Raw genomic sequence first — 23433 nt, 5'->3', positions numbered from 1 at the left:
ACCCTGTGGGAGAGTAGGACGCCGCCGAACAATCTTTAGCCTCGGTCCCGAGCATTTCATGCTCGGGACCGAGGCATTTTTGCGTTCAGCACCAGATTCCCAGTGGATCAGCGGGGCGGTGGATCAGGGGGCCAGTGGGTGAGGCTTCGTCTCTCCGGGTACCCGTCTCTCCGGTTACCCGACCAGCGTGCGGTGCGGCCAGCGGGCTCGTGCCTGCTCCTGGGAGCGCATCAGCGCCAGCGTGGGCAGCCCCTGTGCGGCTCCCTGGGCCAGTAGGTCCGGCAGGGCCGGAAGCGGTGCTACGGCGGCCACGTCGTCCAGGACGAGGGTGAGTGGTGGGTCGAGCCGACCGGAGGATGACCGTTCGGCCATGCGCCGGCCGTGCTCGACCACGTGTGAGGCGAGTGCGGTCAACAAGGGCATCGCACCCGGGTGGGACCGGGGATCCTCGATGGATTCCCCCATCAGATAAAGCGTTCCCCCTTCACCGACGAATGACTCCAGCGCGAGCGCGTCGGCTCGCCCCGGATTGCACGCGTCACGGATATGGATCGAGGAGAGCGCGCCCAGCGCACGGGCCGTCAGTTCCTGGGCCATATCGCGGCGTTCGGGGTGCGCGGTGAGTGTGGCCTCCAGCTCGCCTGCCGCGCCGCCCGCCGCCTTGGGGTGCGTACGGAGGATCCGTACCGGCTCATGCGCCGAACTGCCCTGCGCCCAGCGGTGGACGTGGCGGAACGGGCGGCCGTCCACCGCGGCGGCGTGCAGCCAGCAGCGCAGCATCGTCTCCGCGGCCTGCGCCAGGGGCTGGTCCATCGCGTGCGCGGGGCGCACGGGGGCCAGCAGGGCGGCGGCACGGGCGGCCGCTACCTCGCGGGAGTCGCACCCGTCCGCCGGGTTCCAGCGCAGCCGGGCCGGAGTGTCGAGGAGATGGGACGGGTCGAAGACATGGGTGGGCCCGAACTTGGCGCGGGCATCCTTGGTCGCGGCCCACAGACCGGGATCGCTGGTGAGGACGAGAACCGGGCCGACCGCCTCCAGAACGGCCTGGGCGGCGGCTTCGCCGCGCTCGGCGCCGAACAGGACGCGGGAGCGGGCCGGTTCCCCGCCGGGGCGGAACAGCCCGGCGGCGAGGTCGGCATCGAGAGCGGGCGGCGGCTGCGGCGACGCGGCGGCCGGGTCGGCCGGGTCCTGGGGGCCGTACGGGCCGTCGGGGGCCGGGGAGAGCGGGGCGATGTGTTCCGTGGGGACGGGGCCGGTCGCGGTGTCGTGTGCGGCGGCGCCGCCCGCGTGGGCCGTGCCTACATCGGCCGTGCTGGGCGCGCTGGCGGGGCCCAGCGCGGCGGTCTCGGGCCGGGCGGCCGGGACGTGCTCGTCGCCTGGTCTGCCGGGGCCCGTCGCCGTCCCGTGGCGGGGTGGTGGGTCGAGGGCTGCCTCGGGGGCCGATGGGGCCGTAGCGGCCGTAACGCCGTGTGCCGGGCCCTCAGGGGCGTACGCGGGGCCAGGGGCCCGCTCCGTACCCGTGCCATCGGCCATGCCCGACGCCGCCTCCGCGCGGGCGGCGCGGCGCCTGGCGCGGACCAGCCGGTAGCGGGCCAGGGTGCCGACCGCGAAGACCGTGAGGACGATCAGCACCATCAGCTCGCCGATGAGGATGCCCCAGAACAGCCCGTAGCCGGACAGCTGGTGGATCGGGGTGGCGGGCCAGGCCGCCGCCAAATTGTGCGGCTCCTCCACCAGATGGCGCAGTGCCAGGGGCGTGTGCAGGAACGTCAGACCGTCCGGCCAGGCGCCGTGCGCGAAGAGCCCGGCCAGACCGGTCGCCGACCAGACGAGCCCGATCAGCCCCAGCAGAAAGGCGAAGAGGCCGATCAGCAGGCCGTCCGAAATGCCGCCCTCCGGGGGCCGCTGTCTTCCGTGGCCGTGCTCCGCGGGTCCGCCGCGGTACTGCCCCGGCGCCATGTCAGGCCACCGTGGAGCCGTACGACGGGCCGCCGTAGGGGTCCGCCTCCGCCGCGGCCTCGACCGCCGCTGCGGCCCGCTCCTCGGCCTCCGCCTCGGCGGCCAGCTGGACGGCGATCCCGTCCTCGGTCATCGCCCGGTCGGTGTAGACGAGGGGGCGCTCGGACTCGGTGATCAGGTGTTTGACGACCTGTACGTTGCCGTTGACGTCCCAGACCGCGATACCGGGCGAGAGCGTCGGGATGATCTCCACCGCCCAGCGCGGCAGCCCCAGCACCCGCCCGGTGGCGCGGGCCTCGTCCGCCTTCTGGGCGTAGATCGTCCTCGTCGAGGCCATCTTGAGGATCGCGGCGGCCTCGCGCGCCGCCGCGCCGTCGACCACGTCGGACAGATGGTGGACGACGGCGACGAAGGACAGGCCGAGCCGACGCCCGAACTTCAGCAGCCGCTGGAAGAGCTGGGCGACAAAGGGCGAGTTGATGATGTGCCAGGCCTCTTCGACCAGGAAGATGCGCTTCTTGCGGTCGGGCCGGATCCAGGTGTGCTCCAGCCAGACGCCCACGATGGCCATGAGGATCGGCATCGCGATCGAGTTGCGGTCGATATGGGACAGGTCGAAGACGATGAGCGGCGCGTCGAGATCGATTCCGACCGTGGTCGGACCGTCGAACATGCCGCGCAGGTCACCGTCGACCAGCCGGTCCAGCACCAGGGCGACGTCCAGGCCCCAGGCCCGTACGTCGTCCAGGTCGACGTTCATCGCCTCCGCCGACTCCGGCTCGGGGTGGCGCAGCTGCTCGACGATGTCGGTCAGCACCGGCTGACGGTCGGTGATGGTCTCGTTGACGTAGGCGTGGGCGACCTTGAGGGCGAAGCCGGAGCGCTCGTCGAGCCCGTGCCCCATCGCGACCTCGATGATCGTCCGGAGCAGGGCCAGCTGACCGGTCGTCGTGATCGACGGGTCCAGGGGGTTGAGCCGGATGCCGCCGTCGAGGGCCGCCATCGGATCGAGCCGGATGGGGGTTATCCCCAGCTCCTGGGCGATCAGGTTCCACTCGCCGACCCCGTCCTCGCCCTGCGCGTCCAGTACCACCACCTGGCGGTCGCGGAACCGGAGCTGACGCAGGACGTACGTCTTCTCCAGCGCCGACTTGCCGTTGCCGGACTCCCCGAGCACCAGCCAGTGCGGGGCGGGCAGCTGCTGGCCGTACAGCTGGAACGGGTCGTAGATGTAGCCCTTCCCGGAGTACACCTCGCGCCCGATGATGACGCCCGAGTCGCCGAGGCCCGGGGCCGCGGTCGGGAGGTAGACGGCCTGCGCCTGCCCCGTGGACGTACGGACCGGCAGCCGAGTCGTCTCCACCTTCCCGAACAGAAAGCTGGTGAACGCGTCGGTGACGGCGGTCATCGGATCGGCCACGGCGGAGCCCCTATCGTCCCAGTCCCAGTCGTCTCTACGGCGTCTCTGTGTCGCCTCTACGGCTATCGGTCAGCCGCGGTCGGCTAACGGCGGATACCGGTCGCGAACGGCAACGTGTTCACAAACGCGCGGTGGTGCTCACGGTCGCACCACTCCAGCTTGAGATAGCTCTTCCCCGCCGAGGCCCGGATGGTCCGCTTGTCGCGGTTGAGCGCCTCCGGCGAGCGGGAGGAGACGGTGATGTAGCCGACCAGGTTGACGCCCGCGGCGCCGCTGGCCAGATCCTCGCCCCGCTGGTCGAGACGGCCGTGCGCGGCGATGTCGCGCGGGTCCACCGCACGGTTCATCTTCGCGGCGCGGCTGGCCTCGGCCTCGTCATTGACCTTTTCGGTCAGCATCCGCTCGATCGCGATCTCCGTGGGCTCCAGATCCATGCAGACGGCGACCGTACGGATGACATCGGGGGTGTGGACGAGCAGCGGGGCGAGGAAGTTCACCCCGACCGGAGTCATGGGCCACTCCTTCACCCAGGCGGTGGAGTGGCACCAGGGCTCGCGGGTGCTGGACTCGCGGGTCTTCGCCTGGAGGTAGGTGGGCTCCATCGCGTCCAGCTCGGCGGGCCAGGCGTTGCGCTTGGTCATCGCCTGGATGTGGTCGATGGGGTGGTCCGGGTCGTACATGGAGTGGATGAGCGAGGCCAGCCGGCCCTGCCCGAGGGGCTGGCGCACCCGGATGTCGGCCTCGGCGAGCCGCGCGCAGATGTCGGTCAGCTCGCGCGCCATGATCACGGCCAGGCCCGCGTCCTTGTCGATCCGGCCGCCGCCGCTGCGCCGGGTGGCGCGGGCGATGGCCTGCGCCTCGGAGGCCAGGTCGCGGGTGTAGTGCATGCAGGCGACGAGGTACGCGCGGTGCTGCTCGGAGGAGGTGGAGACCATCGACTGCAGCTGGTCGTACGAGTCCTTGAGCCACTCCGGGGAGCCGTTGTCGCCGCGCCGTTCGACGTCCTTGGCGTGCGCGTCCGGGTCGGCGGGGAGGGTGCGGGCCAGCATCTGCAGCCGGGTCACGAAGCCGTCGCCGTTGGCCACGTGCTTGAGCAGGGTGCCGAACCGGTCGACCAGGGCCTCCTGGTCCTCGCTGTCCCGCAGGCCCACGCCCGGGCCCTCGATCTCGATGGCGGCGGTGACGGTGCGGCGGTCGGCGTGCAGCAGGACGGCGATCTCGTCCGGGCCGAACGGCGCGGCCAGCCAGTTGATCCGGCCGATGCCGGGCGGCGGGCCGACCTCCACCTCGCGGCCGTCGGACCGGGTACCGGCCTCGGCGGCGGCGGAGCGGTAGCCGGTGGTGCCCTTGCGGACGCTGCGCTTGTACGAGCGGTTGATCTCGAACCAGCGGTAGAACGTGCGCCCGTTGTACGGCACGTACACGGCGGCCAGCGCGATGGTCGGGAAGCCGACCAGGGCGACGATGCGCAGCATCAGCATCGGCACCAGCAGGCCGCACATCATCCCGATGAACGCGCCCGCGATGATCAGCGCGATCTCACCGGTCTCGCGGTTCTTGCCGACGATCGCGTTGGGGCGGGCACGGCCGATGAGATACGTGCGGCGCGGTGCGATGGCGTGGGACTGGGCATCGACCGTCACCGCCGGTCACCTCCCGGGTTGTTGCCTGAGCTGTTGTTCTGTGAACGGGGGGCGGACCCGCCCCCGGAGTTTCCGGTGCGGCTCGCGCCGCTTCCACCGCCGTTACCGCTGCCGCGGGAGCTGTGGGCCGCGACGCCGCCGGAGACGGGGTTGGCGGGCTTGGCCTGGGCCGGGCGGGCTCCGCCGCCTCCGTCGCCGCCGCCCCCGCCGCGGGCGCTGTGGGTGTTGATGCCCTGCTTCACCAGGGCCGCGGGCGAGCTGATGACCGCGGCGGCCTGACGGGACGCGGGGTCGGCGCTGGCGCTGCGGGCCTTGACGATCTCGTCGCCGAAACCGGGTACGAAGCGGTAGATCATCGCGCTGGCGAAGATGGCGAGGATGATGATGGAGAGGCCGGAGACGACGGCCGAGAAGGCGTCGGGCTCGTTACCGGAGGTGGAGAGCGCGCCGGCCAGGGCGAGGACGATCACGATGACCGGCTTGACGAGGATCACCGCGATCATGATCCCGGCCCAGCGGCGGACGTGCCCCCACATGTTCTTGTCGACGAGCCCGGCGTAGACGGCGGTGCCGAGCAGCGCGCCGACGTAGAGCAGGGCCGCGCGGATGACCAGCTCGAGGCAGAGCACACCGGCCGCGAGGATCGTCACGAGCGACACGACGATGAGCATGATCGGGCCGCCGCCGATGTCCTCGTCCCGCTTGAGGGCCTGGGCGAAGGAGCCGAAGAAGGCGTCGTTGTCGGCGCCGGTGCCGGTGGCGATGGCGTCCGTGACGGCGTCGGTGGCGGTGACGACCGTATAGAGGATGAGCGGGGTGAAGGCGGAGGCCAGGACCGTCAGCCAGAGGAAGCCGATGGCCTCGGAGAGCGCCTCGCCGAGCGGGACGCCGCGGATGGCGCGCTTGGCGACGGCGAGGAGCCAGAGGATGAGGGTGAGGACGGTCGAGGCGGCGAAGACGACGGCGTACTGGCGGAGGAAGGCCGCGTTCGTGAAGTCGACGTTGGCCGTCTCTTTGACGAGCTTTGAGAGCTTGCCGATGAGCCATGCGGCGGCGTCGGCGCAGCCGCGGGCGAGGGAGGCGGCGGGGTCCAGGGGGTTCGATGGGTCGGAGGGGGCGCCTGAGCCGCCGCCACCGTCACCCTTCTCGCAGTTTTCCCGGACCTGGCCGAGAAGCTCGCTGCAATCGTCCTTGTCGCTGCCGGACGGGCTCGGCGTGGGGGTGGGGGCAGCGGCAGCACGGGTCGCCAGGAGGACGGCGGCCGTCTGAACGGCCGCCAGGACGCCCGTGAGCGTGAGAGCGCGGCGGCTCGTGCTAGCGGGCATAGGTGAACCCTCCGTACTGCTCGACTGCCTTGGCGATCTCATCGGCCGTGGAGGCGGTGTTGTCGCTGTTGACGGGGGCGGGGCCGCTCTTCTGCGAGAAGCTCTCGGCCTTCCAGTCGTTGTCCGTCCACCGCAGCTTGAGGGTCATGGTGAACCAGTCGTTGGTGACCGGATTCTTGGAACCCTCGCCAGCCGTTCCGAATACCCCCGTGCACCAGACCTCGACCGTCGCGGCGGTGCTCGCGTACTTCGAGACCTTGGTGCCCAGGGGGGCGGTGCGCGAGATGTAGGTCATGCCGTCGGGCGCCTTGCCGTTCGCGTCCAGCCCGATCTTTTCCAGAGCGTTGGTGGAGTAGGCCTTGTCGAGCCTGGTCTGGAGCGGTGCGGCGGCCGTGGTGGTGAAGACCTGCGGGACGATCTCATGACGCTGTTCGCGGTTGAGCATGTCGGCAGAGCCCAGCGCCACCGCGTAGTTCGCCGCCGCGCTCTGGGCGCCCTGCTGGGTCTTCGCGAAGCCCGACGCGATGCCCGTCGTGCCGTTCTCGCCGGTGACCGGGCGGGTGCCGGTGGGGGCGGTGGGCTGGGCTTCGGCGTTGGTGCCGCCGGAGTCCGGGTCGGACGAGCCGCCGTCGTCCTGGCCGCCGCGGTTGACGAAGGCGATGGCGGCGAGGAGCAGGACCACGACCCCGACGACCGTGATCAGGTTGCGGCTCGGCTTGGCGGTCCGGCCGGGGCCGCGGCGGGGCGGGCCGTACGGGTCCTCGTCGCCTTCGGGCAGGCGGGTGCGCGTCAGATGGCCGCCGGGTGCCGTGCCGCGGGTGCGGCCGGTGTCGTGGCCGTCGTAGTCACCGCCGTAGCCGCCGTCGCCGTGACTCATCGCGTGTTCGCCCCTTCAACCGTTCCGGCTGTGCCGGTCGTGCCGTCCGTGGTCGCTGTTCCGCCACGCTGGTACGACGGTAGCGGCGCGGACCGACGTGTGGGCGTGGTGGTGTGAGTGGACATCAGACTGACACGACCTCGGCGACGGGGGCGGCGGGTGCGGGCATCAGGGAGCAGCCTCGGGTACGGAGGGTGGGGCCGGTAGGGGGGATCGGGGGCGGAGGCTCGGCGGCGGGGGCGTGCGCCGCGCGCGGGGGTCGGCTCCGGTGCGCGGGGGCGCGGGCCGGAGCGGGCGGGGGCGTGGCTAGATGGCCATGCCGTACACGATCGTGAAGAGCGTGCCCAGCGAGCCGATGATGAACACGCCGGTCAGCCCCGCGACGATCAGGCCCTTGCCCTGCTCCGCGCTGAAGGTGTCGCGCAGCGCCGTCGCGCCGATGCGCTGCTTGGCCGCGCCCCAGATCGCGATGCCGAAGCACAGCAGCAGCGCGATGGCCATGACGACCTCGATCATCACGCGGGCCTCGCTGCCCAGGCTTCCGAAGGGGCCCCAGTCTGGGGCGATTCCGCCGATGATGGTGTTGATGTCGCCCTTTTCGGCCGCTAGAAACATAGTGAACTCACCGCCCCTTATGGGTAGTTGTGTGCCCCGCCGCACCGGCGTGGGTCAGTCTCTATCTTCGCTGACGATTCCGCCTCCGCATGTCGACTGGGCGGCATTTCTTGGCGGATCTCGTACGTGTTGTGGACCACGGTGGCCTGGCAGGAGGATGAGCCATGTCCATCAGGTGCCTTCAGGCGCCTTATGGTCACTCTGTGTATCACGCGGGTGGGCGCCGGGCAACGATCGGTAGCGGAGGCCCCTATTCCCCCGGTTCCTCCGCGAAGTCGTCGAACTCGCCCGCCTTGACCCCCTTGAGGAACGCGTCCCACTTGGCCTGGGAGGTGACGACGACGGTCTCCGGGTCGTTGCTCTCGCGCATGTAGATCTGACCGTCCGGGCCCGCGGCCACCTCCAGGTAGGCGCCCGCCTCCTCGTCCTCGTCGGTCGAGGCCCGCTGCCAGTCCAGCTGCGTCATCCGTGTTCCTTGGGGTCCATGGGGTGTGAGGTGCTCGGACGGGCCGGACTTTACGCGCTCCGCAGGGAGGCGGGCCGGGAGCGGTCCCGGTCGCCCGTAGGGTTTCGGCTGGCGAGCGGCTGATTTTCGCCGTGCGTACGGAAAGACGTTCGTACCGCGGGCTGATGGGGGAGGATGGCCGGGTGCGTAAGGTCTGGCTGGGCGTCAGCGTCGGTATCGGAGTCTGTTTTTCCTTCGTCGTCCTGCTCGTTCTCGGCACCTATATGGTCGCCGGGAACCTCGCGGGCGGTGGTGGCGGCGGCAGTGTCGGACTGGCGAAGGGGTCTGTCCCGGCGTCGTACGCGCCGCTGATCCAGCGGTACGGGAACTCCTGCCCCGCGATCAACCCCGCCCTGCTCGCCGCGCAGCTCTACCAGGAGAGCGGCTGGAACGCGAAGGCCCAGAGCCCGGCCAACGCCAAGGGGCTGGCCCAGTTCATCCCGGCCACCTGGGCATCGCACGGGGTGGACGGCGACAAGGACGGCAAGCGGGACATCTGGAATCCGAATGACGCGATTCCGTCCGCGGCCGCCTACGACTGCTCGCTCGCGAAGTATGTGAAGGACGTGCCGGGCAATCCCACGCACAACATGCTGGCGTCCTACAACGCGGGCGCGTACGCGGTGCTCAAGTACAAGGGCGTGCCGCCGTACCGCGAGACCCAGAACTACGTGAAGACCATCACCAACCTGGCCAAGAGCTTCGAGGCGCCCACCCAGACCGTGCAGCCGTCGCGGCAGTCGGCCGCGGCGATCTACTTCGCGCAGAAGCAGCTGGGGAAGCCGTATCTGTGGGGTGGCAACGGCACCCCGGAGCAGGACGGCCGGTTCGACTGCTCAGGGCTGACGAAGGCGGCGTACAAGACGGTGGGGATCGACCTGCCGCGCGTCGCCAACGACCAGTGGAACGCCGGACCGCATCCCAAGCGGGACGAGCTGCTCCCCGGCGATCTGGTCTTCTTCGCGTACGACCTCGACGACCCGAGATCCATCCACCACGTGGGCATCTACGTGGGCGGCGGGAAGATGATCAACGCGCCCTACACTGGTGCCGTGATCCGCTTCGACCCCATCGATTCCCCGGACTACATCGGGGCGACGAGGGTGACGCAGGATGGCGCAAAAGCGCTGCCCCGGTCCAACGCCGCGTGAGGATTCCCTCTGAGCTGCGACGACGGGTCACCCTTCGATAACGTCCCGGTGATCGTTGGGTAGCGAACGGAACGCCTGGCGCGATGAGGGCGTTTCCTGGAGGTGGATCGGCGGCACACCCTTCGGCATCGCTCGCCGGGGCCGTCGGTCGTGGGGAAGCACGGGGGTCGGCAGCTGTACGCAGCGACAGGTGAGAGATAAGGGGCCGCGGCACATGGCTGGACTCGCACTGGACGGGTCGAACCCCGATGTCAGCCTTCTCTACGACATCAACGGGCTCGCCAAAGACGCCCCGCACTGGTTCGACCGCGTGATGGAGTTCGTCGGCGAGTTCGGCATCGTCCTCGGACTCGCCCTGGTGGGCCTCGGCGCCTGGTGGAGCGTGCGCAAGCGGCCGCAGGACGCGCCGTCGGCCGTCGCCGGGCTGATGTGGGCGCCGCTGGCCGCCGGGATCGCGCTGATCGCCAACATCCCGATCCGGGGCTTCGTGCAGCGCCCGCGGCCGTTCCGGGACCATCAGGGGCTCGAAGTCCTGGTGGCGGGCAAGACCGACTTCTCCTTCGTCAGCGATCACGCGACGCTCACCATGGGGCTCGCCGTCGGGGTCTTCATGGCCCACCGGCGGTTCGGGGTGGCCGCGATCGGGCTCGCGCTGCTGGAGGGCTTCTGCCGCGTCTACATGGGCGTGCACTACCCGACGGACGTCATCGGCGGGTTCGCGCTGGGGACCGCGGTCGCGCTGCTGCTGGCGCCGCTCGCGATGATGCTGCTGACGCCGCTCACCACCACGATCGCGGGGTCGCGGGCCGGCTGGCTGATCCAGGCCCGGCGCCCCGCCCCGGCCGCCGCGGGCGAGGGCATCCCGGAGTTCCCCGAGACCCGGGCGCCGGGCACGGAGCGCGGCAGCAAGGACCTCGCGGCCTGATACGCACACGTACGCGAACGAAGGGCGGCCCGGCGCGATGCCGGGCCGCCCTTCGCGTACATCAGGCACGTGCGCTCACAGCGCCTGCGGGAAGTCGAAGAGCCGCTTCGGGTCGTAACGCTTCTTCAGCCGCGCCAGCCGGTCCGCGCCGGAGCCGTAGTACGCCGAGCGCCAGTCCTTGAGGGAGGCGTCGGTGTAGTTCTGGTACGCCGCCCCGGAGGCGTAGCGCCGCATCGCCGTGTGCGCCGCGTCCAGCCAGGCGTTCTGCGGGGTGCCCGCGCCGCCCGCCGCCCAGGACGCGGTGTACTGCGCGAGGAACCGCGAGCGGCGGTGGACGAAGGCGGTGGCCTGAGGGTCGACGCGGTTCACGGCGCCACCGAGCGCGGTGAGCGCGATGCTGACCGCGCCGCCGCCGCTGGTGCGCCGCCCGAAGCGCTCGACCTGGTCGAGCATCGCGCGCACTCCCGCCTGGTTGAGCGAGCGGTCGAAGAAGTCGGAGCGCGCCGCGTACGTCTCCCGCTTCAGCACCCCGTCGGTGCTGCGGCCGGGCTGGTCGCCGGGCAGATGGCAGCGGGTGGTCGAGGTGTCGCCGCACCCCGCGTACATGCGCATCGCGTCGACGTACCCGCGGCGGCGCAGGGTCACCTGGGAGGCGGGGCCGGGGCCGCCCGGGCCGTCGGCGAGCCGGTCGACCGCGTTCTGCAGATCGCCGTAGGTGCCGAGCGAGAAGCAGCTGATGGAGACGGTGGGGGTGCGGCCGGGGGCGGCCGACAGGTGCAGCGCCGACCAGATCTCGTCGGGCTGGTCCGGGCCCCACTTCTGCCAGGCGCTGAGCACCTTGGCCGCCTTCGACCAGGGCCAGGACATATAGGCGGTGACGCCGTCGCCCGTCTTGCGGGTACGGAAGCGCAGCTCCGTGACGACGCCGAAGTTGCCGCCGCCCGCGCCGCGCAGCGCCCAGAAGAGGTCGGGCTCGCGGTCCTTGGAGACCTGGAGGGTCTTGCCGTCGGCGGTGACGAGGGTCGCGCCGGTGAGGTGGTCGGAGGTGAGTCCGTACGCCCGGGAGACCACGCCGTGGCCGCCGCCGAGGGTGAGCCCGGAGATGCCGACGCTCGGGCAGGAGCCGCCGGGGACGGTGACGCCACGGGCGCCGAGCCCGGTGTAGACGTCGATGAGCTTGGCGCCGCCGCCGATGCGGGCCTCGCCGGTGGTGGTACGGAGGGAGTCGAGCGCGGAGACGTCGATGACCAGGCGTCCGTCGCCGCTGGAATAACCCGCGTAGCTGTGGCCGCCGTTGCGGATGGCGACGGGGGTGCCCTGGCGCCGGGCGAAGTCCAGACATGCGGCGATGTCGGCCGTATTGCCTATATAGGCGACGGCGGCGGGCCGCAGATGGTCGAAGCGGGTGTTGTACAGGCGCCGTGCGGCGGTGTAGTCGGCGTCGCCGGGGCGCAGCAGGTCGCCGTGCAGCGTCTTGGCGAGCGCGGTCCAGTCCGCGGCCTTCGGCTTGCCCGCGCTCGCCGCGAGCCCGCTGCCGCTGCCGCTCCCGCCCCCGTTCCCGCTGCCCGAGACGGTGCCGAGGGACGTGCGGCCGCCGGCGGCGTGTCCCGTGGTGGTGCTGCTGCACGCGGCGGCCCAGGTGGCCGTGGAGGCCAGCCCCGCGCTCGCTGCCAGCAGTGTCCGCCGGTTCATGGCGGTGTCCCCTCCCTGTCGACCTTGTGTCCCACTGGTCGACCGGGCCACCGCCCCTACCGCGTATGCCGCCCGGTCTCCTGGTCAGAGGTCATGCCGGGCTGCGGGGTTGCGTCTGTGGCGGAAGAATGACGGTCCGTCGAGTGGGCGCTGGCGTCGTCGCGGGCCAGGGGCCGGGAGCGGCGGGCCGGACCGGTCCAGCCGCAGGTGCATCGGGCGAGGCAGAAGGCCCCCTTCTCCACGGTGGTGGTGCGGGCCTGTTCGGGGCCTATGTCGCCAGAGTCGAGCACATGACCACGCTACCGGGCCGTGACGGGTGGCCGGAACGGGTCGTTAAACGAACAAGTATCAAGGCGTGGACGAGCGTGGCCAGGGGGTCGACGGTCGATGGTGGTTCAGCGGCGCGGTGGAAGGAGACGGGCGAAGGCGGTCGCCGGATGCGTGGCGGGTGGTCTGCTGGCCGCGCTGCTGGCGACCGTCAGCGGCTGCTCGTCCCAGACGGTGGCGGACGAGCGCCCGGGCGGTGCCCCCGGGGCGGCGGCCGCGGTCGCCGTGCTGCGGCAGGCCGCGGACGTGCTGGTGAGTTCCGGGAGTTCACGGGTGCGGACGACCCTGGAGACGGCGACCGGTGGCACCCGGGTGTCGATCGAGGGCAGCGGGGCGTACGACTTCGAGCGGCGGCGCGGGCGGCTGCGGCTGGTGCTGCCGAGGGACGCGACGGGCGCGGCCGAGCACGGTCCGATCACCGAACTGCTGGCACCCGGCGCGCTCTTCATGCGCAACCGCGGCGCGGGCATCCCCAGCGACAAATGGGTACGGGTGGACACCGCGGGCATTCCGGACGGCAATCTGGTCACCGGCGGGGCGACCGATCCGCTGACCGCCGCCGAACTGCTGCGCGGGGTGCGGCGGGCGAGCCTGGTCGGGGAGGTGGGGCTGGGCGGCGCCCAGGTGCGGCACTACCGCGGCACCACGGACATCGGCCGGGCGGCCCGGGTGGCCTCGCACGGCGTACGGGGGCCGCTGCGGGCCGCGGCGCGGGGGTTCACCGACTCCCTGGTGCCCTTCGACGCGTATCTGGACGGGCTGGGGCGGCTGCGTGAGGTGCGCCACCGCTTCACCGTGACCAGCGGGGTGAGCGGGGCGAGCGGGGCGAGCGGTACGCGGCCCGCCGGGAGCGCGGACGGGCGGAGCGCGATGGGGGTCGCCTCGACGACGGAGCTGTACGACTTCGGGGTGGCGGCCGCGGTTCGGCTCCCCAAGCCCGCGGATATCTACACAGGAAAGGTCGGATCGCCTCAGAAGTAGTCGGAGGGGTCCGCTCTCCCCTTCGAAATGGCCCATCCGTGCCATGCGCGGAGTGTGTACCGATCCCTACGCTGGGAAGCCGCTGCTCGAAGGTGCTCGAAGGTGCTCGAAGGAGGAGGTGAAACACGTGGTTGCGCGTCGCGGCTCACCGGGCCCGGACCCCGTGGCCCTCGTCGAGATCGATCTCTACGGTGAATTGATGATCGCTGCAGCGAGCGCGGACGAGGAACGGCTCAGTCCGGACCGCATCGACGAGGTGCTCCGGGTGGAGGCTGACCGGTCGGCTCATCGCTCAGGTGACCGATCGAATTCGGCCAACCGCTCGCAGGACCGGAAGGCCGGGCGTACGGAGCGGTCGGAGCGCCCGGAGCGTCCGGAAAACGACGGTCCGGACGCCCGGTAAGCGGGCCCGCCCGGCGGGCCCGCGGCCTCAGGCCCGCCGTCTCAGGCCCGCCGTCTCAGGTCCGCCGTCTCAGGTCCGCAGCAGCCGGGCGATGGCCGCCGTCGCCTCGGCGACCTTGGCGTCCACCTCGTCCGCTCCTTCGCCGCCCTCCTTGGCCGCGCTCTCGACGGCCGCGCTGGCCACGCAGTGCCGCAGATGCTCTTCGAGCAGCTGGAGGGCGAAGGACTGCAGGGCCTTGGTGCTGGCGGAGACCTGGGTGAGTATGTCGATGCAGTAGACATCCTCTTCGACCATCCGCTGCAGGCCCCTGATCTGGCCCTCGATCCGGCGCAGCCGCTTCAGGTGCTGGTCCTTGTGGTGGGCGTACCCGTGGCCCCCGTGGGTAGGGGAAGCCTGGCCGGACGCCTGGCCCCGCTCATCGCCGCCGGTGGGCGCGGTGGTGCCGGCTGCCGTGGTGGTCATGGCGTCCTCCCGTTGTTCACTATCGGTGCGCATATACCCCCAGTGGGTATATGGTAACGGCTTTTCCGGCCGAACCGGGCCCCTGTGAAGAGCACACCGCCCGATGGGCGACACTGGGGACGCCGGTTACCGTGGCCGGAAGATGCGCCTAGCATCGTCGAGTCCCCATCCGCCGCTTCCCGAGGATTCCCCAGTGCGCTTTCGTCTGACCCCCAGGGAGACGAGCTTCTACGACATGTTCGCCGCCTCCGCGGACAACATCGTGACCGGCTCCAAGCTCCTGATGGAACTGCTCGGGGCGGACTCCGCCGCTCGTTCCGAGATCGCCGAGCGGATGAGGGCCGCGGAGCACGCTGGAGACGACGCCACGCACGCGATCTTCCATCAGCTGAACGTCTCCTTCATCACGCCGTTCGACCGCGAGGACATCTACTCCCTCGCCTCGTCCCTCGACGACATCATGGACTTCATGGAGGAGGCCGTCGACCTGGTCGTCCTCTACCAGGTCGATGAGCTGCCCAAGGGTGTCGAGCAGCAGATCGAGGTGCTGGCCCGGGCGGCCGACCTGACCGCCGAGGCGATGCCGAACCTGCGCACCATGACGAACCTCACCGAGTACTGGATCGAGGTCAACCGGCTGGAGAACCAGGCGGACCAGATCCACCGCAAGCTGCTGGCCCACCTCTTCAATGGCAAGTACGACGCCATGGACGTGCTCAAGCTCAAGCAGATCGTGGATGTGCTGGAAGAGGCGGCCGACGCCTTCGAGCATGTGGCCAACACGGTCGAGACCATCGCCGTCAAGGAGTCCTGAGCCCCGGCATGGACACCTTCGCGCTCGTCGTGACCATCGCGGTCGCGCTCTTCTTCACGTACACCAATGGCTTCCACGACTCGGCGAACGCCATCGCCACCTCGGTCTCCACCCGGGCCCTGACCCCCCGGGCCGCGCTCGCGATGGCCGCGGTGATGAACCTCGCCGGTGCCTTCCTGGGCAGCGGGGTCGCCAAGACCGTCAGCGAGGGGCTGATCGCCACCCCGACCGGCAAACAGGGCATGATCATCCTGTTTTCCGCGCTGATCGGCGCGATCGCCTGGAACATGATCACCTGGTATTACGGACTGCCGTCCTCCTCCTCGCACGCCCTGTTCGGCGGCCTGGTGGGCGCGGCGCTCGCCGGTTCCAGCACCGTTCACTGGAGCGGGGTGGTGGAGAAGATCGTTCTCCCGATGGTCCTCTCGCCCCTCATCGGCCTGGTGCTCGGCTACTTCGTCATGGTCGGCATCCTCTGGATGTTCCGGAAGTCCAACCCGCACAAGGCCAAGCGCGGCTTCCGGATAGCCCAGACCGTGTCGGCCGCCGCCATGGCGCTCGGCCACGGTCTCCAGGACGCCCAGAAGACCATGGGTGTGGTGGTGATGGCCCTCGTCATCGGCGGTGTCGAGGATCAGGGCGACGCGATCCCGGTGTGGGTGAAGATCGCCTGCGCCGCGATGCTCTCGCTCGGCACGTACGCGGGCGGCTGGCGCATCATGCGCACCCTGGGCCGCCGGATCATCGAGCTGGACCCGCCGCAGGGCTTCGCCGCCGAGACGACGGCGGCCTCGGTCATGTACACCGCGTCGTTCATGTTCCAGGCGCCGATCTCGACGACCCACGTCATCACCTCGGCGATCATGGGTGTCGGGGCGACCAAGCGCGTGAACGCGGTGCGCTGGGGGGTCGCGAAGAACATCATCCTCGGCTGGTTCATCACCATGCCCGCGGCAGGTGGGGTCGCGGCCCTCAGCTACTGGATCGTGGACCTCGCCTTCGGCTGACCCCCGCACGTAAGGGATACGGAGCGGGCCCGCCCCCGGGAGCCAGGGGCGGGCCCTTTTCGTCGTGCGGTGGCACCGCCATGCAGCACCGCAGGACGCCGTTCCTCGCCCGTGGGCGAGGGGTCTTGGTCAGCCGAAGCGGCCGGAGATGTAGTCCTCGGTCGCCTGGACGGACGGGTTGGAGAAGATCCGCTCGGTCTCGTCGATCTCGATGAGCTTGCCGGGCTGGCCGACACCGGCCAGGTTGAAGAAGGCCGTACGGTCCGAGACGCGCGCCGCCTGCTGCATGTTGTGCGTCACGATGACGATCGTGAAGCGCTCCTTCAGCTCACCGATCAGGTCCTCGATGGCGAGGGTCGAGATCGGGTCCAGCGCCGAGCAGGGCTCGTCCATCAGCAGCACGTCGGGCTCGACCGCGATGGCGCGGGCGATGCACAGCCGCTGCTGCTGACCGCCGGAGAGGCCGGCGCCCGGCTTGTTCAGCCGGTCCTTGACCTCGTTCCACAGGTTGGCGCCCTTGAGGGACTTCTCGACGACGTCCTGCAGCTCGCTCTTCTTGTACGAGCCGTTCAGCTTGAGCCCGGCCGCCACGTTCTCGAAGATCGACATCGTCGGGAACGGGTTGGGGCGCTGGAAGACCATGCCGACCGTGCGGCGCACGGAGACGGGGTCGACGCCGGAGGCGTACAGGTTCTCGTCGTCGAGCAGCACCTTGCCCTCGACCCGGCCGCCCGGGGTGACCTCGTGCATCCGGTTGAGGGTGCGCAGGAAGGTCGACTTGCCGCAGCCGGAGGGGCCGATGAAGGCGGTCACCGAGCGGGGCTCGACGGTCATCGAGATGTCCTCGATGGCCTTGTGGCTGCCGTAGTAGGCGGTCAGCCCGCTGATGTCGATGCGCTTGGCCATGTGAATCACTTCTCTTCTTCTTGGCCTCAGCGGCCGGTCTTCGGGGCCTTCCAGCGGGCGATGCCGCGGGCCACCAGGTTCAGGATCATGACGAAGGCGATGAGCACGAGCGCCGCGGCCCAGGCGCGGTTGAACGACGCCTCGTTACCGAGCTGCCACTGCTCGTAGATGTAGTACGGCAGCGACGACTGGGCGCCTTCGAAGGGGTTCGGGTTGATCGCCTGGGAGCCGAAGACCAGCAGCACGATGGGGGCGGACTCACCGGCGATACGGGCGACCGCGAGCATCACACCCGTGGTGATCCCGCCGATCGAGGTGGGCAGCACCACCTTGAGGATGGTGCGCCACTTGGGCACGCCCAGCGCGAGCGAGGCCTCGCGCAGCTCGTCCGGGACGAGCTTGAGCATCTCCTCGGTGGAGCGGACCACGACCGGCATCATCAGGATGGCCAGCGCCATGGCACCGGCGAAGCCGGAGTAGTCGAAGCCCAGGATGATGATCCAGAAGCTGAGGATGAACAGACCGGCCACGATCGACGGGATGCCGGTCATGACGTCGACGAAGAAGGTCACGGCCTTCGCGAGACTCCCGCGCCCGTACTCCACCAGGTAGACGGCGGTCAGCAGGCCGATCGGGGCCGCGATGAGGGTGGCGATGCCGACCTGCTCCAGGGTGCCGAGGATCGCGTGGTACGCGCCGCCGCCGGGCAGGATCGTCTGGACGCCGTCCATGGAGTGGCTGAGGAAGTAGCCGTCCAGGACGGTCTTGCCGCGGTTGACGGTCTCCCAGATCAGGGAGAACAGCGGGACGATCGCGATCAGGAAGCAGAGCCACACCAGGCTGGTGGCCAGCTGGTTCTTGGCCTGCCGGCCGCCCTCGACCGCGGCCGTGACGCCGTAGGAGAGGACGACGAAGAGCAGCGCGGCGATCAGGCCCCACTGGATGGTGTTGCCGAGCCCCGCGGCGGTGCCGATGCCGACGCCCGCGGCGATCGCGACGGCGGCCAGTCCCAGCGGTGCCCAGCGGGGCAGCCGCGCCTGCTGGAGGGCGGCCGCGCGCGGCGTGTTGGTGTCGGTGGTCGTGTCGCTCATGCTGCGGTCCCCGAGTACTCCTTGCGGCGGGCGATGATCATTCGCGCGGCGCCGTTCACCAGCAGGGTGATGACGAACAGGACCAGACCGGAGGCGATGAGGGCGTCACGCCCGTTGCCGTTCGCCTCCTTGAAGTGGCTGGCGATGTTCTGCGCGAAGGTGCCGCCGCCCGGGTCCAGCAGGCTGACGTTGATCAGGTAGCTGGGGGAGAGCACGGTGGCGACCGCCATGGTCTCGCCCAGCGCGCGGCCGAGGCCGAGCATCGAGGCGCTGATGATGCCGGAGCGGCCGAAGGGGAGGACCGACATGCGGACGACTTCCCAGCGGGTCGCGCCGAGCGCGAGCGCCGCCTCCTCGTGCATCTTCGGGACCTGCCGGAACACCTCGCGGCTCACGCTGGTGACGATCGGCAGAATCATGATCGCCAGCAGGATGCCAACGGTGAACAGCGACCGCGCGGCGCCGCCCTCGTAGGAGAGGACGCCGGTGAAGCCCAGGTACTTGTCCATCCAGGTGTACAGACCCGTCAGGTGCGGCACCAGGAAGAGCGCGCCCCACAGGCCGTAGACGATGCTGGGGACCGCGGCGAGCAGGTCGATCACGTACGCGACCGGGGTGGCCAGGCGGCGCGGAGCGTAGTGCGAGATGAACAGCGCGATGCCGACGGCGATCGGGACCGCGATGACCATCGCGATGATCGAGCTGACGACCGTGCCGAAGGCGAGGACCGCGATGCCGAAGCGCATCGGCGTCGTGCCGGTGCTCCACTCGAAGGCGGTGAGGAAGTTCGCCTCGTCCTTGGAGATCGCGATGGCGGCGCGGTACGCGAGGAAGACCGCGATGGCCGCCATGATCACCAGGAGGGCGATCCCGGAGCCCCGGGAGAGGCCGAGGAAGATCTTGTCACCGGCCCGGCCGGTGGAGCGGGTCGCGACCTTGGGCTGTGACCCGGCGGATGAGGATGTGGGTTCTATATCCGTTTTCATGGGTTCTCCGGTCTGCGGAGCCGGATGGGGTGTGGCTCCTGGTGCGGCGGTGCACCGGACGGTGCGGCCTGCTCTGCCCCGGCCGGTCGGCCGAGGCGGAACAGGCCGCACACTTCAGGTCAGGAGAGGCTGGAAACGCTCTCGCGGACCTTCTTGGCGATCGCGTCGGGCAGCGGGGCGTAGCCCAGCTCCTTGAGCGCGGACTGGCCGCCCTCGCTCGCCGCGTAGTTCAGGAAGGACTTGGTGGCCGCGAGGGTGCCGGCCTTGTTGCCCTTGTCGCAGGCGATCTCGTAGGTGACCAGCGTGATCGGGTAGGCGCCGGCCGCCTTGGTGTCGTACGCCAGGTCGAGGGCCTGGTCCTTGCCGGTGCCCTTGGGCTTGGCCTCGGCGATGGCCTTGGAGGCGTTCTCGACGGTGGCCGGGACGGGCTGCGAGGCGCCGGTGTCCAGGTCGACGGTCTTGATGCTGTTGGCGGTCGCGTACGACAGCTCGAAGTACGAGATCGATCCGGGGACCTGCTTGACCTGCGAGGAGACACCGGAGGAACCGTCGGCGGACTGGCCGCCCTTGCCCTCCCACGCCTTGCCCGGCTCGTGCGGCCACGCCTTCGGGGCGGAGGCCTTCAGGTACTTGGTGAAGTTGTCGGTGGTGCCGGACTCGTCCGAGCGGTGGAAGGCCTGGATCTTGAGGCTCGGGAGCTTGACGCCCTTGTTGAGCGCCTTGATCGCGGGGTCGTCCCACGTCTTGATGTCCGAGTTGAAGATCTTGGCCAGCGTCTCGGCGTCGAGCGTCAGCTTGTCCACGCCGGGGACGTTGAAGCCGACCGCGATCGGGCCGCCGACCATCGGCAGGTTGATCCCCTGGCCGCCCTTGCAGATCTTCTTGGAGGACGCGACCTCTTCGGGCTTGAGCGCCGAGTCGGAGCCCGCGAAGGCGGTCTTGCCCTGCAGCCACTCCTGGATGCCCGCGCCGGAGCCGGTGGCCTTGTAGTTGAGCTTGACGTCCTTACAGGCCGCGCCGTAGTTCTTCGTCCACAGGTCCATGGCGTTCTTCTGCGCGGACGAGCCGGAGGCCAGCAGCTGCCCCTTGCCATCGCACTTGATGTCGCCGGTGGACTGGGCGCCACCGCCGCCGGTGTTGTTGTCCGAACCGCACGCGGTGAGGACGAAGGCGCCGGACAGGGCGAGGGCACCGGCGGCGATGGCGCGAAGCCGGTTGTTGCGCTGAAGCTTCACTTTCGGGGGTTCCTTCCAGAAGCCGCCGGTGGGGACGGCGCGCGAACGTGTGGTGCGCAGGGACGGATGTGCGCTGGGCGCGCAGCCGGGCATGGGGCTCGGCACGCACTCAGTAGGGCTGAAATTAGGCAGATCAGATGAAGCGACCGAAGGGGAAGAGTTAACGAGCGGTGAACCTCGGCCGTCAGTGTGGTGGCCGGGTAACGGCTGGGTCACGGCGTGGTCGCGGTCGGGGCCTCCGCTCGCTCTGTCGCCTTCCCTCCGCTTCCCTCCGCTTTCGATCGCCTACGTCTACTTTCGTCCTCTCGAAACCCCGGATCGCGTCGCGTGCGCGGCCGACCGGCGCGTGGCTCTGTCGGATTGAGGTACGGCATGTCACTATCCGTCCCTACCTGGACGAGAGGAGGCCGGTGGGGTGAGTCGGGACGGGAGAGGGAGGGGCGCGGGCGCCGCCGTGGCCGCCGCGCTGGTCTGCGCGCTGGGAGCGCCGGCCGCACCCGGGACGGCGTACGCCGCGCCCGGTGAACCGGAACCGAAGGCGGACGGCGCGGGCGGCACCGCCTCGGGCGCCGGTCGGCTGGAGAAGGTCCGCTCGGATGTGGACCGCCTCTACCGGCAAGCGGAATCAGCCACCGACGCCTACAACCTGGCGCGGGAGAAACAGACGCGCCAGGAGAAGTCGATCGTCCGGATCGCGCGGGCCGTGGTGAAGGCGCAGGAGGAGATGACCGGGTTACGGGAGCGCGCCGGGGCGCTGGCGCGGGCCCAGTACCGCCGCGGCGGGATGCCGCCCGAGGCGCGGCTGCTGCTCGGCGACAACCCCAGCGGCTTCCTCGACGGCTTCACCCTCGCGCGCAAGGGCGAGAAGGCGGCCCGCGGGCTGATGAACCGGCTGGAGCGCACGCAGACGGCGCTCGACCGGTACGCCGCCTCCGCCTCCCAGGAGTGGGAGCGGCTCGACCGGAGCCGGGCGAGGAAGGCGGCGGCGAGGGCGGAGATCACCGAGAAGCTCGCCCGGGCCCGGCGGCTGGAGTCGCGGCTGGAGGGCAAGGAGCGGGACCGGCTGCGGCGGCTCCAGGAGGAGCGGGACCGGGCATCCCAGACGAAATGGCTCAAGACCGGCATATTGCGGGACGTTGGCGGACGCTCAAGCTCCGTCGGGCGCCGCGCGATCGACTTCGCGACGGCCCAGATCGGCAAGGCCTACGTATGGGGCGCCGTGGGCCCGGACGGCTACGACTGCTCGGGGCTGACCCAGCGGGCCTGGGCCTCGGCCGGGCGGTCCATCCCCCGGACCTCGCAGGAGCAGTGGCGGCTGCTGCCGAAGGTGGACACCGCGCGGATGCGCCCCGGCGACCTGGTCATCTACTTCAAGGACGCCAGCCACGTGGGGATGTACGTGGGCGACGGCGCGATCGTCCACGCCCCGCGTCCGGGCCGCCAGATCACCCTGGCGGGGGCGGGGTCGATGCCGATCCTGGGCGTGGTGCGCCCGGACGGCTCCTGATTCGGGCAGTTTTCACGCGCCGGGAGTCATTCGCCTGGTATGTCCGCCCCGCCCCGGTGTGGTTGGGGCGGGAATCGCGGTATCCGTGTGCGGTTCCACAAAAAGGCGACGAGTTCGCGTGACGTTTGTCATCCCGCCCCGTGCCCGGATTCCCCCAAGTCGCCCAGGGCGTGGGGCATATGACAAAAGTGGCGTCGGGGAGGTCATTCCACGGGGCCCGGACCGAGCGCTAAAGTCGCCTGGCAGTATTCGGCTTCCACGCCCTGAAACCGACCAGTCGGTGTGTGAGCCGGTTCGTGCGGTCCGCCGGTCGGCGGCGGGCGCCGCGCCCTCGGGGGGAGGGAAGGAATCGAGCGATGTCCGTACCCGTGCCGAGGCAGCGGGAGGCACTGGCCACCGAAGTCCGGCCGGCCGCCCTGCCCGACAGCGGGCTCACCCTGCTGGTGATCGAGGACGATCCGGCCGGCGCCTTCAACGTCCCCGAGATGCTGGACACCGAGGGCAACCGGGTCCGTATCCGTACGGCCCGTAACCTCACCGAGGCCTCCCGGCTGCTCACCGACGGGGTGCAGTGCATCCTGCTCGACCTTGCCCTGCCCGGCCCCGAGCACGAGGCGGAGGACGCGCTCGACACGCTGCGCTCCGTACTGAAGCTCGCGCCCACCCAGGCCGTCCTGGTCCTCACCGCCGAGGACGACGCCGAGCGCGCCGCCGAGGCGGTCCGGGTCGGGGCGCAGGACTTCCTCTTCCGCGGCGAGCTGGACGGCCGCATCCTCAGCCGCGCCATCCGGTACGCGGTCGAGCGAAAACGCTCCGACCTCGCGCAGCGCCAGCTCACCGAGTCCCGGCTGCGCGCCCAGGAGAACGCCCGGCTGGAGCGCGGGCTGCTCCCCACTCCGCTGCTCCAGGGCTCCGGACTGCGCTTCGCCGCCCGCTACCGGCCCGGCCGCAGCCGGGCCCTGCTCGGCGGCGACTTCTACGACACCGTCCGCACCCCGGACGGCACCGTGCACGCGATGATCGGCGACGTCTGCGGCCACGGCCCCGACGAGGCCGCCCTCGGCGTGGAGCTGCGGATCGCCTGGCGCGCCCTGACCTTCGCCGGGCTCTGCGGCGACCAGCTGCTCGGCACCCTGCAGCAGGTGCTGGAGAACGAGCGCCCGGACGACGAGATCTTCGCGACCCTGTGCACCGTCGACATCGCCCCGGACGGCAGGCGGGCCGGGGTCTGCCTCGCCGGGCACCCCTCACCGCTGGCCGTACGGCCCGGAATGGCGCCCCGGCTGCTGCCCACGGACGAGAACGGCCCCGCGCTCGGCCTGCTGCCGCACGCCCGCTGGCCACGCCGCCAGGTCGAGCTGGGCGGCGCCTGGAGCCTGATGATGTACACCGACGGGCTGATCGAGGGCCGCGTCGGGGCCGGGGTGCAGCGGCTCGGCCAGGAGGGGATGGTCGAGATCGTCGCCCGTCAGATGGCGACCGGGCTGCGCGGCGAGGAGCTGCTGGACGCCACGGTCACCGAGGTGCGCGCGCTGAACGGCGGCGAGCTGACGGACGACCTGGCCGTGCTCCTGCTGGACCGCGGCTGAGGCGCTGAGGGCG

General features: G+C 70.7%; 21 protein-coding genes. 8 read left to right on the top strand and 13 right to left on the bottom strand.

Annotated features, from left to right (window positions below; translation table 11 throughout):
* Window positions 1-174: 174 nt before the first annotated feature.
* The 7 genes from ACWC5C_RS36580 to ACWC5C_RS36550 form a co-directional block, all read right to left on the bottom strand.
* Window positions 175-1959, bottom strand: coding sequence for a hypothetical protein (locus ACWC5C_RS36580; RefSeq protein WP_450882726.1), 1785 nt, complete (start codon window positions 1957-1959; stop codon window positions 175-177).
* A gap of 1 nt (window position 1960) precedes the next feature.
* On the bottom strand, window positions 1961-3367 hold the full coding sequence (locus tag ACWC5C_RS36575; RefSeq protein WP_450882735.1) for an ATP-binding protein: 1407 nt from the start codon (window positions 3365-3367) through the stop codon (window positions 1961-1963).
* Between the two features lie 95 nt (window positions 3368-3462).
* Complete coding sequence (locus tag ACWC5C_RS36570; protein WP_450882724.1) at window positions 3463-5022, bottom strand: SCO6880 family protein; 1560 nt, start codon at window positions 5020-5022, stop codon at window positions 3463-3465.
* The gene (locus ACWC5C_RS36565; RefSeq protein ID WP_450882722.1) at window positions 5019-6347 is read right to left on the bottom strand and encodes a hypothetical protein; all 1329 of its coding nucleotides are present in this window, start codon (window positions 6345-6347) and stop codon (window positions 5019-5021) included. The genes ACWC5C_RS36570 and ACWC5C_RS36565 overlap by 4 nt, the downstream gene beginning before the upstream one ends.
* Window positions 6337-7224, bottom strand: a complete 888-nt coding sequence (locus ACWC5C_RS36560) for a hypothetical protein (RefSeq protein WP_450882720.1) — start codon at window positions 7222-7224, stop codon at window positions 6337-6339. Before ACWC5C_RS36560 ends, ACWC5C_RS36565 begins: the two co-directional genes overlap by 11 nt.
* 306 nt (window positions 7225-7530) lie before the next feature.
* Window positions 7531-7839 carry a hypothetical protein gene (locus ACWC5C_RS36555; RefSeq protein ID WP_201881310.1) on the bottom strand — a complete coding sequence of 103 codons (309 nt, stop codon included), beginning with the start codon at window positions 7837-7839 and terminating at the stop codon, window positions 7531-7533.
* A 250-nt stretch (window positions 7840-8089) separates the two neighbouring features.
* Window positions 8090-8305 carry a DUF397 domain-containing protein gene (locus ACWC5C_RS36550; RefSeq protein ID WP_450882718.1) on the bottom strand — a complete coding sequence of 72 codons (216 nt, stop codon included), beginning with the start codon at window positions 8303-8305 and terminating at the stop codon, window positions 8090-8092.
* 182 nt (window positions 8306-8487) lie between these two features.
* Between ACWC5C_RS36550 and ACWC5C_RS36545 the strand changes: the two genes are divergently transcribed.
* Both ACWC5C_RS36545 and ACWC5C_RS36540 read left to right on the top strand, forming a co-directional pair.
* Window positions 8488-9495 (top strand): NlpC/P60 family protein, encoded by a 1008-nt coding sequence (locus ACWC5C_RS36545; protein ID WP_450882716.1) that lies wholly within the window; start codon window positions 8488-8490, stop codon window positions 9493-9495.
* A 214-nt stretch (window positions 9496-9709) separates the two neighbouring features.
* Window positions 9710-10420, top strand: a complete 711-nt coding sequence (locus ACWC5C_RS36540) for a phosphatase PAP2 family protein (RefSeq protein ID WP_450882714.1) — start codon at window positions 9710-9712, stop codon at window positions 10418-10420.
* Window positions 10421-10495: 75 nt separating this feature from the next.
* Here the strand turns inward: ACWC5C_RS36540 and ACWC5C_RS36535 are convergent, their stop codons facing one another.
* Window positions 10496-12112, bottom strand: a complete 1617-nt coding sequence (locus ACWC5C_RS36535) for an FAD-binding oxidoreductase (protein WP_450882712.1) — start codon at window positions 12110-12112, stop codon at window positions 10496-10498.
* A 387-nt stretch (window positions 12113-12499) separates the two neighbouring features.
* Between ACWC5C_RS36535 and ACWC5C_RS36530 the strand changes: the two genes are divergently transcribed.
* Together ACWC5C_RS36530 and ACWC5C_RS36525 are read left to right on the top strand one after the other, a co-directional pair.
* On the top strand, window positions 12500-13420 hold the full coding sequence (locus ACWC5C_RS36530) for a hypothetical protein (protein WP_450882710.1): 921 nt from the start codon (window positions 12500-12502) through the stop codon (window positions 13418-13420).
* Window positions 13421-13583: 163 nt separating this feature from the next.
* Complete coding sequence (locus tag ACWC5C_RS36525; protein ID WP_450882737.1) at window positions 13584-13823, top strand: hypothetical protein; 240 nt, start codon at window positions 13584-13586, stop codon at window positions 13821-13823.
* Between the two features lie 69 nt (window positions 13824-13892).
* Here the strand turns inward: ACWC5C_RS36525 and ACWC5C_RS36520 are convergent, their stop codons facing one another.
* On the bottom strand, window positions 13893-14285 hold the full coding sequence (locus tag ACWC5C_RS36520) for a metal-sensitive transcriptional regulator (RefSeq protein ID WP_450882708.1): 393 nt from the start codon (window positions 14283-14285) through the stop codon (window positions 13893-13895).
* A gap of 193 nt (window positions 14286-14478) precedes the next feature.
* Here ACWC5C_RS36520 and ACWC5C_RS36515 point away from each other — a divergent pair, with 193 nt between their 5' ends.
* Both ACWC5C_RS36515 and ACWC5C_RS36510 read left to right on the top strand, forming a co-directional pair.
* Entirely contained in the window at window positions 14479-15099 is a 621-nt protein-coding gene (locus tag ACWC5C_RS36515) for a DUF47 domain-containing protein (protein ID WP_450882706.1), read from the top strand.
* A gap of 8 nt (window positions 15100-15107) precedes the next feature.
* Entirely contained in the window at window positions 15108-16106 is a 999-nt protein-coding gene (locus tag ACWC5C_RS36510) for an anion permease (protein WP_450882704.1), read from the top strand.
* 129 nt (window positions 16107-16235) lie between these two features.
* Here the strand turns inward: ACWC5C_RS36510 and pstB are convergent, their stop codons facing one another.
* The 4 genes from pstB to pstS all read right to left on the bottom strand — a co-directional run bounded on the left by pstB (window position 16236) and on the right by pstS (window position 20324).
* Complete coding sequence (pstB, locus tag ACWC5C_RS36505) at window positions 16236-17012, bottom strand: phosphate ABC transporter ATP-binding protein PstB (protein ID WP_385446745.1); 777 nt, start codon at window positions 17010-17012, stop codon at window positions 16236-16238.
* A gap of 26 nt (window positions 17013-17038) precedes the next feature.
* Complete coding sequence (pstA, locus tag ACWC5C_RS36500; RefSeq protein ID WP_450882701.1) at window positions 17039-18103, bottom strand: phosphate ABC transporter permease PstA; 1065 nt, start codon at window positions 18101-18103, stop codon at window positions 17039-17041.
* A complete protein-coding gene (gene pstC / locus ACWC5C_RS36495) occupies window positions 18100-19089 on the bottom strand; it encodes a phosphate ABC transporter permease subunit PstC (protein ID WP_450882699.1) in 990 nt (329 codons plus the stop codon). The genes pstA and pstC overlap by 4 nt, the downstream gene beginning before the upstream one ends.
* A gap of 119 nt (window positions 19090-19208) precedes the next feature.
* Window positions 19209-20324, bottom strand: coding sequence for a phosphate ABC transporter substrate-binding protein PstS (gene pstS / locus ACWC5C_RS36490; RefSeq protein WP_385446748.1), 1116 nt, complete (start codon window positions 20322-20324; stop codon window positions 19209-19211).
* A 415-nt stretch (window positions 20325-20739) separates the two neighbouring features.
* On the opposite strand from pstS, the gene ACWC5C_RS36485 reads away from it, so the two are divergent.
* Together ACWC5C_RS36485 and ACWC5C_RS36480 are read left to right on the top strand one after the other, a co-directional pair.
* Window positions 20740-21831 (top strand): NlpC/P60 family protein, encoded by a 1092-nt coding sequence (locus ACWC5C_RS36485; RefSeq protein ID WP_450882697.1) that lies wholly within the window; start codon window positions 20740-20742, stop codon window positions 21829-21831.
* A 356-nt stretch (window positions 21832-22187) separates the two neighbouring features.
* The gene (locus tag ACWC5C_RS36480; RefSeq protein WP_450882695.1) at window positions 22188-23420 is read left to right on the top strand and encodes a PP2C family protein-serine/threonine phosphatase; all 1233 of its coding nucleotides are present in this window, start codon (window positions 22188-22190) and stop codon (window positions 23418-23420) included.
* The last annotated feature ends 13 nt before the right edge of the window (window positions 23421-23433 follow it).

The organism is Streptomyces sp. NPDC001700 (assembly GCF_053596435.1).
Note: the sequence above shows the minus strand (reverse complement) of the source record. Positions and strands in the feature narration are given on the sequence as shown.

Excerpts from the sequence above, each read along its gene's own strand:
- ACWC5C_RS36540 (WP_450882714.1), top strand. The coding sequence starts at position 9,710 with ATGGCTGGACTCGCACTGGACGGGTCGAACCCCGATGTCAGCCTTCTC.
- ACWC5C_RS36555 (WP_201881310.1), bottom strand. The coding sequence starts at position 7,839 with ATGTTTCTAGCGGCCGAAAAGGGCGACATCAACACCATCATCGGCGGA.
- ACWC5C_RS36535 (WP_450882712.1), bottom strand. The coding sequence starts at position 12,112 with ATGAACCGGCGGACACTGCTGGCAGCGAGCGCGGGGCTGGCCTCCACG.
- ACWC5C_RS36520 (WP_450882708.1), bottom strand. The coding sequence starts at position 14,285 with ATGACCACCACGGCAGCCGGCACCACCGCGCCCACCGGCGGCGATGAG.
- pstC (WP_450882699.1), bottom strand. The coding sequence starts at position 19,089 with ATGAAAACGGATATAGAACCCACATCCTCATCCGCCGGGTCACAGCCC.
- pstA (WP_450882701.1), bottom strand. The coding sequence starts at position 18,103 with ATGAGCGACACGACCACCGACACCAACACGCCGCGCGCGGCCGCCCTC.
- ACWC5C_RS36565 (WP_450882722.1), bottom strand. The coding sequence starts at position 6,347 with ATGCCCGCTAGCACGAGCCGCCGCGCTCTCACGCTCACGGGCGTCCTG.
- pstB (WP_385446745.1), bottom strand. The coding sequence starts at position 17,012 with ATGGCCAAGCGCATCGACATCAGCGGGCTGACCGCCTACTACGGCAGC.
- ACWC5C_RS36550 (WP_450882718.1), bottom strand. The coding sequence starts at position 8,305 with ATGACGCAGCTGGACTGGCAGCGGGCCTCGACCGACGAGGACGAGGAG.
- ACWC5C_RS36530 (WP_450882710.1), top strand. The coding sequence starts at position 12,500 with ATGGTGGTTCAGCGGCGCGGTGGAAGGAGACGGGCGAAGGCGGTCGCC.
- ACWC5C_RS36560 (WP_450882720.1), bottom strand. The coding sequence starts at position 7,224 with ATGAGTCACGGCGACGGCGGCTACGGCGGTGACTACGACGGCCACGAC.
- ACWC5C_RS36480 (WP_450882695.1), top strand. The coding sequence starts at position 22,188 with ATGTCCGTACCCGTGCCGAGGCAGCGGGAGGCACTGGCCACCGAAGTC.
- ACWC5C_RS36575 (WP_450882735.1), bottom strand. The coding sequence starts at position 3,367 with ATGACCGCCGTCACCGACGCGTTCACCAGCTTTCTGTTCGGGAAGGTG.
- ACWC5C_RS36510 (WP_450882704.1), top strand. The coding sequence starts at position 15,108 with ATGGACACCTTCGCGCTCGTCGTGACCATCGCGGTCGCGCTCTTCTTC.
- ACWC5C_RS36580 (WP_450882726.1), bottom strand. The coding sequence starts at position 1,959 with ATGGCGCCGGGGCAGTACCGCGGCGGACCCGCGGAGCACGGCCACGGA.